The sequence below is a fragment of the Candidatus Omnitrophota bacterium genome, from assembly GCA_041653595.1.
Lineage (GTDB): Bacteria > Omnitrophota > Gorgyraeia > Pluralincolimonadales > Pluralincolimonadaceae > Pluralincolimonas.
Genome location: JBAZFB010000015.1, coordinates 26,304 through 37,306, shown reverse-complemented (window position 1 = coordinate 37,306; position 11,003 = coordinate 26,304). Strand labels below are relative to the sequence as shown.

Annotated in this window: 8 protein-coding genes; all 8 read right to left on the bottom strand. The window is 54.8% G+C overall.

The annotated features are described in order from the left end of the window. A partial coding sequence (locus WC317_06420; protein ID MFA5339759.1) for a BamA/TamA family outer membrane protein occupies nucleotides 1-1,723 on the bottom strand: 1,723 nt, incomplete at its 3' end. Beyond that, nucleotides 1,720-2,511 (bottom strand): protein-L-isoaspartate O-methyltransferase, encoded by a 792-nt coding sequence (locus tag WC317_06415; protein ID MFA5339758.1) that lies wholly within the window; start codon nucleotides 2,509-2,511, stop codon nucleotides 1,720-1,722. The genes WC317_06415 and WC317_06420, both read right to left, overlap by 4 nt. 2 nt (nucleotides 2,512-2,513) lie before the next feature. Beyond that, nucleotides 2,514-3,341, bottom strand: coding sequence for a lysophospholipase (locus tag WC317_06410; GenBank protein MFA5339757.1), 828 nt, complete (start codon nucleotides 3,339-3,341; stop codon nucleotides 2,514-2,516). A 9-nt stretch (nucleotides 3,342-3,350) separates the two neighbouring features. Further along, nucleotides 3,351-5,147 (bottom strand): long-chain fatty acid--CoA ligase, encoded by a 1,797-nt coding sequence (locus WC317_06405; GenBank protein ID MFA5339756.1) that lies wholly within the window; start codon nucleotides 5,145-5,147, stop codon nucleotides 3,351-3,353. Nucleotides 5,148-5,159: 12 nt separating this feature from the next. Next, nucleotides 5,160-6,470: an FAD-dependent oxidoreductase gene (locus WC317_06400; protein MFA5339755.1), complete on the bottom strand. Its 1,311-nt coding sequence runs from the start codon at nucleotides 6,468-6,470 to the stop codon at nucleotides 5,160-5,162. A gap of 27 nt (nucleotides 6,471-6,497) precedes the next feature. Next, on the bottom strand, nucleotides 6,498-8,546 hold the full coding sequence (locus tag WC317_06395; GenBank protein MFA5339754.1) for a patatin-like phospholipase family protein: 2,049 nt from the start codon (nucleotides 8,544-8,546) through the stop codon (nucleotides 6,498-6,500). 358 nt (nucleotides 8,547-8,904) lie between these two features. Next, a complete protein-coding gene (era, locus tag WC317_06390) occupies nucleotides 8,905-9,801 on the bottom strand; it encodes a GTPase Era (GenBank protein MFA5339753.1) in 897 nt (298 codons plus the stop codon). Between the two features lies 1 nt (nucleotide 9,802). Continuing rightward, nucleotides 9,803-10,972, bottom strand: coding sequence for a tetratricopeptide repeat protein (locus WC317_06385; GenBank protein ID MFA5339752.1), 1,170 nt, complete (start codon nucleotides 10,970-10,972; stop codon nucleotides 9,803-9,805). Nucleotides 10,973-11,003 lie beyond the last annotated feature (31 nt).

Sequence of the window (11,003 nt, the reverse complement as noted above, 5' to 3'; positions counted from 1 at the left end):
CCAGCAGCATCACCGTCCCCCACAGGGGCCTGTTGTCAGCGTCCTTAGGGCCTATGGAATTTACTTTATACCCGCGCACCGTATCTATCCCTCCCAACATGAATTTTTCAAAGAAAGGGACGTCCTTCGTTTCGCCGTACCTGTCCATCCACCCGCCCATCCCCCTGAAGGCGACGGTTATCTTCGGGAAAGGCAGGGTGAAATACCATCTCCCTTCGCCCACGGCCTTCATGAAATTATAATCTCCGCCGAGGCCCTTCGCCGCGACGCCGAAACCGGCGTGATAATACGAGCCGTCCGTCGGGTAAAGGTTATCGTTGAAGGTGTTCCTCTCCCAGTGGAAGGATAGCGTGGACACGCCGGTCCTGCCCGCGTTATTCTTGAATTCCTGGGGAGCCCAATCCGCTATTTTATCGACATTCACGTGCTCGTATGTGTATTCGAGGAACCCGTGGGTATACTTTGTCAGCCGGCTCCCGAATATAAGGCTGCCGCCGAGGTCCCGCATGTCGTGACGGTCGTCTTTCGACGCGCGCCAGAGCACTTCGCCGCCGCCGAAATATCCCGAGCCGAAAAGGTTCTGCCGTATGACGCCGGCGCGGATATCCCGGTACCTGTTGTTCGTGCCGACCTTGACCTTGTAGCTCGTCTCATTGCCTATGATATTCCCCGCGTCTACCGAAAAATTCGATACGGGATACTCTGGATAATACGAAGGTTCGATCCTTTTGGCCTTTTCCCTGTCGACCAGTTCCGCGTAAAAGAACTGGAACGTCTTCAATTTGGCGTAGCCCATCGTGAATAGCGAGGTGAAATGGCCCGACGGTATCCAGACTATCTGCGGCTTTCCCAGCGCCTCCCATAGTTGGTCGGTGCTCGCGCGCGGGATCGCGGTATCGAAATACGCGTTTACCATCAGGATGGGCTTGCCCTTGCACCCGTCCGCGAAAGTCAGCGGGTCTATTATCCATAACCTCTTCTCGAGCTCTCCCTCGGAAGTTATCCCTTCCTCTTCCAGGCATTTCTTGAATGTCTTTGTCGCGAAGCTGTTCCACATTATCTTGCCCATATCGCCGCCGCCGAGGACTATCGCCATCGAGCACGGCCTCCGGTCCACCGCGGTGACTATGGGCACCATTATCCCGCCGAGGCTCAACCCCATTATGCCGATCTTTTCCTTCTCGACCTTCGGCTGCGCCTCGAGCCAGTCTATCCCGCGGCGCGCCTCGATGACTATCTGCCGGAATAACTGGACTATCGCGTCCGAGCCGCATTGCCTGATATTCTCCTCGAGCCATTTGCGGCTGAACTTATAATCCTTCTGGTAAGCGGTCTGGATGAACAGGACCGCTATGCCGTTGGAGGCGAGGTCGCGGCAGAATTCCCCCTCGATCTGCGGCACTCCTCCCGCTATATGGCTGAGGAATATTACCGCGGGATATTTTTCCTGTCCCTTGGCTTCGCCAAGGACTTCGCCTTTCGGCTCATAAAAATCCAGGTATACCATATTATTGGGATAATCGGTCTGCAGGGCGGAAGGATAGCTGAAAGAATAATGTTCGTATTGGCCCGTCTTCTCCCTCGGCTCGAGCTTACAAAGAGGCGCGCCCTTGGCGTAATCGTAAAACTTGGCGGGGTCCGCCTCTTCGCCGTATGCGGAGACAGAAAAAACCGGTGTCCCCGCGAAAAATATCATGATATAAAACGCGAGCGGCCATTTCATTTTTTCTTCATCCACTTACTGCCTTTTACGGTCTCCCATTTCGCGTCGTCTATTTGTTTCGGCGGGGTTTCTTTAGCGGCCGCCGAAGGCGCCTCGCCGGTGAGCGGCGTTACCAGGGTACCTGTCATCTCGAAGCCTTTGCCCTTAGGCGTCTTCGTAAGCACGACCATCTTCTTGCCCCAGTATTCGCGGAGAGGCATCACCATCCTGCCGTTCGGCATGAGCTGGTCGATCGCCTGCTGGGGGGCGAAATCTATCGGGCTGGTTATCACGATGACATCATAAGGGGCGAATTCCAGCCATCCCGCGTCAACCCTGCCTGTTTTCACTTTTATATTTTTGTAGCCCAGCGCCTTGAGCTTCTCCCCTGCTTCCAACGCGATCTTCTGCGACGGCTCGACGCAATAGACATCCGCGGAGAGTTCCGCGAGGACGGCCGCCTGGTAACCGGACTCTATGCCCAATTCCAGGACCTTCTCTTTCCCCTTAAGGCCGGCGAGTTGGGCGACCAGCGAGACGAAATACGCCGGGGGGACGGCTTCATCTTCGCCTATCGGGAGGGATATATCCTCGTAGGCATATTGCCTCATGCCTTCGGGTACGAATTTGTGCCGCTCTATCTTCCCGACCGCGTCAAGGATCCTCTTGTCTTTTATCCCGCGCGCGGCGATCTGGGAATCGACCATCATCTGCCGTTCGCGGGCATAATCCGTATCCTCCGCGGCGCAAACAGACGATGACGCCAGCAAAAAAGAAAGGAAAAACGCGCACGGGCCGCGAAGGCTCATATTCACGCCCTTTTCGCTATCCAGCCGAGGATGTAGTCCATTATCTCCTGCCTCTCCGTCTCGCGCAACAGCTCATGGTAGAGGCCGTCGTATAATTTTATCTCTTTGTCCGCTAAAGTCATCTTCCGGAAAAATTCCTTTGTCCCGGACGGGTCGACCACCTTATCCCCGGTGCCTTGCAGCAACAGGAGCGGGACCTTTATCGACGCCGCGTTCTCGAGGGCATACGCCGCCGCCTTTGTCGCCTCGGTAAATAACCTGAAAGAGATGACCCTGTGCGATTGCTTGTCGCCTTTCGTCTTCTCTATCAGTTCTTTATCATGCGAAAGGTATTCGAAAGGCACCCTGTTCGGCGTCGTGAGCCTCGGGAGGAAAAAAGACAACAATCCGGCCATGCCAGCCTCTATGCCGGTGGGCGGGCTTACGAAACGCAGGGCGGGCGCGCAGGCAACCGCGCCTTTTATCATCCCGCCGTATTTCATCGAAAAGAGCAGCGAGGTCAACCCGCCCATGCTGAGTCCCACGATAAAGGCGTCATCGCACAGTGATTCGATCTTGGCTATCCCGACGAACTGGCGCAGGTCTTCCACGAGATCATCGAACCTGTCGACGTGGCACCTGAAGCCGCCGGAGCGGCCGTTGCCGCGCTGGTCATAGGCGAAGAAGGCCATCCCCTTTTTGCAGGCGTCCTCGGCGAAATAATTGTATTTCGCCGAATGCTCGCCGAGCCCGTGGACGAGGACTACCGCTGCCTTCGGTTTTTCCGGGATGAAAGCCCTGTAAAATATGTTCTGGGCGTCTTTATTCTTGAACGAACCTTCGGTCTTCATTATGCCGTCCTAGGACCTGTACATCCCGTCGAAGATATCCTTGTATTTTTCCGCGACGGCCTTCCGCTTTACCTTCAGGGTCGGCGTTATCTCGCCTCCCTCGATAGTCAATTTATTTTCCAGCAGGGTGAACTTCTTTATCTTCTCGTAATTGGCGAAGTCTTTCTGTTTCTGCTCTATCCTATCGGCTATGAAATCCCGCACGCGGGGATGCCTGGCCAGCTCCTCTGCCTTTATGTAAGGTATGCCCTGCCTCATGGCGAGGCCCTTGAGCGCGTCGAAATTCGGGACTATGAGGGCCGTAATGTACGGCCTCCTGTCGCCGTGCAGGATGACTTCGTGTATATAGGAATCGGACTTGATCGTGTTCTCTATGTTCTGCGGCGCGATATTCTTCCCGCCGGCGGTTATTATGATATCCTTCTTCCGGTCGGTTATATAGAGGAAGCCTTCCTCGTCGAGATACCCGATATCTCCGGTGCGGAACTGCCCGTCGGCGTCGAACGCCTCTTTGGTCTCGGCTTCCTTTTTATAATAGGCCTTCATCACCCCGGGGCCGGTGATAAGTATCTCGCCGTCCGGAGCTATCCTGACCTCGGTGTTATGGATGGGCTTGCCGACCGAACCGAACTTGAACGCCTTGAAAGTATTTACAGTGACGACCGGCGAGGTCTCGGTCAGGCCGTATCCCTCGAATATGAATATCCCGAACGAATAGAAGAATTCGCCGAGCTCTTTCGAGAGCGGCGCGCCTCCCGATATGAAGAACTTGATCCTTCCCCCGACGGCGTCCCTTATTTTAGAGAAGACGAGCGCCTTCGCCAATTGGTATTCAAGCCAGAGGACCGGGCCGGGGCCTAATTTGTTCAATTTGGCTTCGGCATATCTCTTGGCCGCCGCGGCCGACCTCTCGAATATCGTTTTCGCCGGCTCCGGGCTGCGCGAGACGGAATCCATTATGTTCGCGTACATCTTTTCGTAGAACCGCGGGACGGAACAGGCGTAAGTCGGCCTTACATCTTTAAGGTCCTGGGCTACGGATTCATTGCTGCCGGCATACGCTATCGTTCCGCCGACAAACATCGTGAAATAGTAGCTGGCCATCCTCTCGAATACGTGGGAGAGCGGCAGGAACGAGAGGCATGTGTCATCTTCGCCGAGAGGCAGGAGGTCTACGGAAGACCTGCAGTTTGAAAGGAAATTTTCGTGCGTCAGGCAGACGCCTTTCGCCGCGCCGGTCGTGCCTGACGTGTAGATTATCGAGGCGAGACCGTCTTTCTCCGCGGCGTTAAGCCGGGATTCGAATTCGCCCCTCAGCTCCTGCGCCTTCGACGCCCCGGCCTTAAGGACCGACTCGAACGGGATGACAGCGGCGTCGCCCGCCTTTTCCGGCGGATCGATCATTATTATTTCCCTGAGCTCCGGGAGCCGCTGCTTTATAGAGGTTATCTTATCCAGCTGCTCCTGGGTCGAGACTATTACCATCGCGCAGCCGGAATCCCGGAGAATATACTCCATCTGGCGCGGGACATCGGTGGGATAGAGCGGGACATCGGCGCAGCCGAGGGAAAGGACGGCGAGATCGGAATAGGCCCATTCCGGCCGGTTCTCGGAAAGCAGGCCGACCTTCTCGCCGGGCTTAAGCCCGAGGGATATAAAGCCGATGGCGAGGTCTTTTACTTTGCCCTCCGCCTCTGCCCAGCTTATATCCCGGTATCTCCCGTTCTCTTTAGACCTGAGGGCGCACTTATCCCCATACTTGTTCGCCCTCGAGAAAAACATAAAAGGAATCGTGTCTTCACGCATCGAAATATCCTGTCAGAACATCACTTTGCGCGCGCGATTCATCCCGATAGCCAGCTTGAGGAGGTTGACCCTCTTCAGCCCCTTCTTTATCACGGCCATCCTCGACTTGCCTTTCGGCGTCTCGGACACGGTGAAGAAGTCCTCGGCCAGCTCGACCAGCAGCTCCGGATATTCCTTGAAAAATTCGGGATGTTTCGCCGCGAAATTTGAAATGCCCTTATAGCGCTTCAGGTCCTTGAACACAAAAGAGTCTTCCAGCCGCCTGCGGTATCCCGCGAGGCCGTTCTCGGAGAAATCGTTCTTCTGTTTCGCCTCTATTATCGTCTCGGCCGCGAACAACCCCGAGGCCATCGCCAGGTTGGAGCCCTCGTGGAACATCGGGTTCATATTGACGAAACCCGCGGCGTCGCCCGCGATGATGAGCCCGTCCATCGTGAGTTTCGGGAGGTGGTCGTACCCGAACTCGGGTATCAAATGCGCCGCATATTCCAGGAGTTTCCCGCCTTTTACGAGGCGCCTTATCGACGGGTGTTCTTTGAAATTCTCGATGAGGTCGTTCGGCGTCAACTTGTTGTATTTGAGGTCCCTCGTCGAGACGCCGATGCCGACCGAAAGCGTCTCCTTGTTGGTGTATATGAATGCCGAGCCAACCATCCCTTTTACCGAGCCGCCGAAATATTCGAGCGAGACCCCTTCCTCGCCCTCGAGATTGAACCTCTCCTCGATGGCTTCCTTCGGCAGGGCGATGACCTCCTTGCAGCAGGTGACCATATGCTCGGGGATGTGCCTCTCCCTCAATCCTAACCTTTCGGAGAGGAGCGAACCTACCCCTTCCGCGACCACGATCGTGTCGGCGAAGAGGTCGCCGTCCTCGAGCCGCGTCTTTACGCCGACCGCTTTCCGGCCTTCCGTTATTATCTTATCCACGACCGCCTGGTTGAGCACCATTACGCCGGCCTCTTCCGCTTTCTTTGCGTACCACGCGTCGAATTTTCCGCGCAGGACCGTAAAGGTGTTATTGAACGGCGGCTTATTGAAACCCTCGAACCTCATCCCCATCTGCAATTCAGAATCGGCGGACAGGACTGAGAACACTTTTTTCACGACGCGCCTTTCCACCGGCGCCTCTTCCCAAAAATTCGGTATGACCTTATTGAGTATCGTCGAATATAATATCCCGCCCATCACGTTCTTTGAGCCGGGCGCCTCCCCGCGCTCGAGCAACACCACGCTCAGTCCCGCTTTCGCGAGCGTATACGCGCACGTAGTCCCTGCCGGGCCGGCGCCGACTACGATGCAATCGAACTTCTCACCGCTTGCCATCAGTCCCTCTCCTTATAGTATAGATGATCATTCCTCTATCAATGCTTTTATCTGCGGGAGCATTTTTTCCGTCTCCTGCTCCCCGCGCCTTATCAGCGCCTCTACTTTATACAATTCAAACCACGCCGCGTTCTGGAGGACCGGATGTATGACGCAATCCGCGTCCTTGGACGAAGCCTCGGCGAATGCATACTGCATCGCCAGCGAAACATTCATCATCACGTCGAATACGTTAGGCGCGAATGTCCGGCGCACCCAGTTCCTGAAATTATAGGCGAGGCGCGAGAATACCGTGCGCTGCGACAGCCTTATCTCGTCGGCCCTGCGCTTCTCCTCGAATTCCTTGAAGGCCTTCATCATCTCTTCCTGGCTTGGCAGGCAATTCACCGCTATTATCTTCTTCGCGCCGAGTTTCGCCAGGACGTCTATCGGCACCGGGTCGAGGGTGCCGCCGTCGATAAGGAAGTCGTCCCCGTATCTTACGGGTTTTATGAATGCCGGAATGGAGCATGATGCCCTGAGCGCGTCGACGAGGCTGCCCTCGTCAAAAACTATGTTCTCCCGCGAGCGGAGCGTATTCGCGACGATCTTCAGCGGGATATGCGTATCGTGGAATGTCTTCTTCCCGAGGTGTTCCCGGAAAAACTTCTTGAAATTATTCCCGTTCATGAAACCCTGCAGCGGTATGAGCGAAAAATCCGCCAGCGAAAAGAGCGTGTCCTTCCTCTTGAATCTCAGCGCTATCTTTTCGAGCTCCTCGATCTCTATGCCGGACGCCCAGAAAGCGCCGATCACCGCGCCTATCGACGTGCCGGCAATAAAATCTACCGGTATCTTCTCCCTCTCCAGCACTTTCAATACGCCTATATGGACCAGCCCGAGCGCCGCGCCGGAGCCGAGCGCGAGGCCGACGAGGATCTTCCCGATCTCGCGGGCTATCCTCCTTACGGACCTCGAATAGAGGCTCTCCGGGACAGCCAATACCGGGGGCAATCCCGCTGACATCATCCCGGCAAGCAACCCCAGGTCCGGAAGCGCGGCATAGGCCTTGTGGCCCAGTAATTTTACCTCTTCCTCGAAACTCTCGGTCCGCACAAATTCGTTTATTATCGCCTTGACGGTATTTTCGGGGTCCTGCACCGTCTTCTTAAGTTCTTTTATGAGCATTCCCGTAGCTTTCAGGTTATGCTCATTGCAGTCACTGACTACATGTATGAGGTCTGACTGCTCGAGAAGCTTATAGGTAGGCTTGTCTATCTCCGCCGGCATGTCGACGATGATGTAATTGAACTCGGACGCCAGGGAACTCAAAAAAGAGATGATATGCGACGGCTCGATCTTGCTGTGGTCGTCGCAGCCCATGTTAAGGAGGTATATGCCCCCGGCTTCGTATTTTGCTATCAGGGGCCTTGCTTCCTCGTAATTCATGCTGTGGCGCTTCAGGTCGATGCGTTTAAGCTCATCCATCTGCAGCATCGAGGAGCATTCGTTCCCCGAATGGCTCATATCAAGGAGTATGACCTTTTTGCGCGTCTCATAGGCCAGCGCTATCGCGAGGTTGACCGCGTACATTGTCCGCCCGGATTTTTTCGCGAGCCCGAAGACGGATATTATCGAAGACTCGAAGACCGTCCTCTGTTTCGATTCTGCCTTCTTCAGGCGGCGCGAGAGCGCCTCGGTAAATTTCAGGGCAAGCTGGGGCGCTTCCTTGAGAAGGAGATCGAAATTCTTTTTATCTATGCGGAGGACCAGCGAATCGTTTATTATGCGGACCGATGCGGAGTGCGGCTCGGAGGTAAGGAGCGAGATTATGCCCACATAGTCGCCGCGGTGCAGGTGGACAAGCGTCCTCTCTTCCCCGGACGGCGTCCTTACGAATACCTTCGCCCTCCCCGTGACCATGCAGTAAAAGGAATCGGCCGGGCCGCCTTCGCGGTAGAGAATATGGTTCCTCTTGTATTCAGCTACATAGGAATAATCCTCTATCAGCTTTTGGGCCGCGCTCGGTAGGCCTGAGAAGATAGGTATCCTTCTTATTATGGACGCTTTGTCTATGCTTGGGTTGGCAGGGTTCATCTCTTGTATTATATAGGCTTGGGAGGGAAAAGTCAAAAAAAACGCCAACGGCTCTAAACCCCTTCGAAGCTGCTTACTGCGATACTGCCGCTTCTTTCTTGAATCCTGCTAGCCGTTGGCAATTATTGTCAGTTGACCGTTAAGGGGGCAACCTACGCCTTTGACCTTTTCTCCAGTTTCGGCAACCTTTTGGCCTTGTCCCCTGACTGCGGGATTTAGGCTTGAGGTTTTGCGTCCCGCCCTTTCGGCGCCGACTGATGCGGCATCAACGCGTTTTGGCCTATTCGCGCTGAGCGGCTTTGCCCTCTTCGGTCAATTGAAGTATGCCATACTTTGGGTAAAATACAAGGGGGAAAAGTTACGCGTAGCCGAGCATCTTCAGCGCGTTGGGGTCCTTGCGCCAGTTCTCGTGGACCTTGACCCACAGCTCAATGTAGGCGTGGCGGTTCAGGAATTTTTGGATGTCACTCCTCGCGGATTCGCCGATGGATTTTAACATCTGGCCCTTGTGGCCGACCAGTATCTTCTTCTGCGAATGGCGCTCGACATATATCACCGCCCTTATATAGACAAGCTTCTTCGGGCGCTCGGTAAATTCCTCTATAAGCACGGCCAGGGAATGCGGCACCTCCTCATGCGTAAGCACGAGGGCTTTCTCGCGGATCATCTCGGCGACCATGAACTTTTCGGTCTTGTCGGTAAATTGGCTGTCGGGAAAATACTTCGGCCCCTCGGGAAGGTAGTCGATGACTTTCTTGAGGAGGACGTCCATATTGTCGCCGTTTGACGCCGACGTCGGGATTATATCCCTGAAATCGTAGAGCCGGGCCCCTTCCTCGATAAGCGGCAGGGCGAGCGACTTGCTCCTTAAGTCTATCTTGTTTATCAACAAAATGGCCGGCTTATTCGCGGCTTTCACGAGGTTGAATATGAGCATATCTTCCGGGGTTATGCCTTTTGTGACGTCCAGGACGAAGACGATAAGGTCCACTTCGAGCAAAACGTCCTTCGCGACCTGCGTTATCTGTTTTCCGAGGAGGTTCTTGGGCTTATGTATCCCCGGCGTATCGACGAATACCACCTGGGCGTCGGGGCGGGTCAATATCCCCTGTATCTTGTTGCGCGTCGTCTCGGGTTTCTGCGTGACGATGGCGACCTTCTCTCCGACAAGGCGGTTAAGTACCGTCGACTTGCCGACGTTCGGCCTGCCTATTATCGCCACGAACCCTGATTTGAATACTTTTTTGTCCGCCATATCAGTAGAGCCTGCCTTTATTTAATTCGGTAAGCCAGCGTTTTTCGAATTCTTTCATGGATGTGTTAAATTTCTTTTTCATGACCGTCTCGAACGTCTCGCCCCCGCCCATCCCCTTAAGGATCTCGCGGATGGTGTATTTGTTATACCTCTTCATCATGTAAGAGGCTATGGTATACGACTCCTCGCACGCGAGCCAGTACTCTTCACCGACGTCTTGCGCCTTCAGAACATCATCGAGGCCGGCGAGGGGTATCAGCCGGTTCTTATCGACCGCAGCCTTCAATGTAGCCATGCGCTTTTTCATATACTTAAAACCCTCGTAATAGGCAAGCCCTTCGTTCATCCACAGCGGCGCCCTTCCCTTGGAAAGGTCTTCCACGATCAGGTGCGTGTATTCATGCCAGACCAGCCCCCGTATGTGGTCGGGCGTGTAATCCGCGCCTATCAGGGGGAGCCGTATCTTGCCGTCATATCCTCCCTGGGTCCCGGCCGGCCATCCGCCTATCGTCTCGAACTGTTCCCTGTCCGATATCAGGACCGTTATCCTGTAACCGGGACGGTAATCGAAGTCCTGCCCGAGGAGCCTGTATGCCTCCTGGAGGTAATACCTTATATTATAACTTAACCTGGCGCCTTCGCGCGAATATTTGATCTCGAACCGGTCCATCCCGGTCGAGCGGTAATCTTTCTCGACCTTCGCTTCCTTGGCCAGTTTCGCTATTTTTTCTTCGATCTCTTTCCTGTACCGATAATCCGGGTACACCTTTAACACTTTTTCCCAAAGGGCCTTCGCTTCGTCCATCTTTTGCGACAGGTATTTTATATCGCCCAATAAGACCAGCGAATCCACGTTCTCAGGGTCGAGTTGAAGCGCGGCCTCGAAATATTTTTGCGCGTCGGCGAGGTCCCTCTTGTCGTATTCGGCCATGCCCTGGCCGGTGTAGGCGGCGGCAAGGTTCTTCTTTATCGTCTTATCCGAGGGGTTAAGCCTGCGGGCCTGTTCGAAGTAGGATACCGCTGCCGCCGTCGCGCCGTCCTTGAAAGCCTTGACACCCATCTCGTTATACATCGCGGCCGCTGCCGGGTCGTTTGTGGCGCGGCCGTAGGCCTGGACCGGCGTAACAACAGCCAGGGCGACCACAAAAATTTTGAGGATCTCGGATTTCATGTTATAATCAGTATACCTTAACCGGAAACGC

Bases quoted from the DNA above. Each gene is read 5' to 3' on its own strand.
- WC317_06415 (MFA5339758.1), bottom strand. From the start codon at position 2,511: ATGAGCCTTCGCGGCCCGTGCGCGTTTTTCCTTTCTTTTTTGCTGGCG.
- WC317_06410 (MFA5339757.1), bottom strand. From the start codon at position 3,341: ATGAAGACCGAAGGTTCGTTCAAGAATAAAGACGCCCAGAACATATTT.
- WC317_06405 (MFA5339756.1), bottom strand. From the start codon at position 5,147: ATGCGTGAAGACACGATTCCTTTTATGTTTTTCTCGAGGGCGAACAAG.
- WC317_06400 (MFA5339755.1), bottom strand. From the start codon at position 6,470: ATGGCAAGCGGTGAGAAGTTCGATTGCATCGTAGTCGGCGCCGGCCCG.
- WC317_06395 (MFA5339754.1), bottom strand. From the start codon at position 8,546: ATGAACCCTGCCAACCCAAGCATAGACAAAGCGTCCATAATAAGAAGG.
- era (MFA5339753.1), bottom strand. From the start codon at position 9,801: ATGGCGGACAAAAAAGTATTCAAATCAGGGTTCGTGGCGATAATAGGC.
- WC317_06385 (MFA5339752.1), bottom strand. From the start codon at position 10,972: ATGAAATCCGAGATCCTCAAAATTTTTGTGGTCGCCCTGGCTGTTGTT.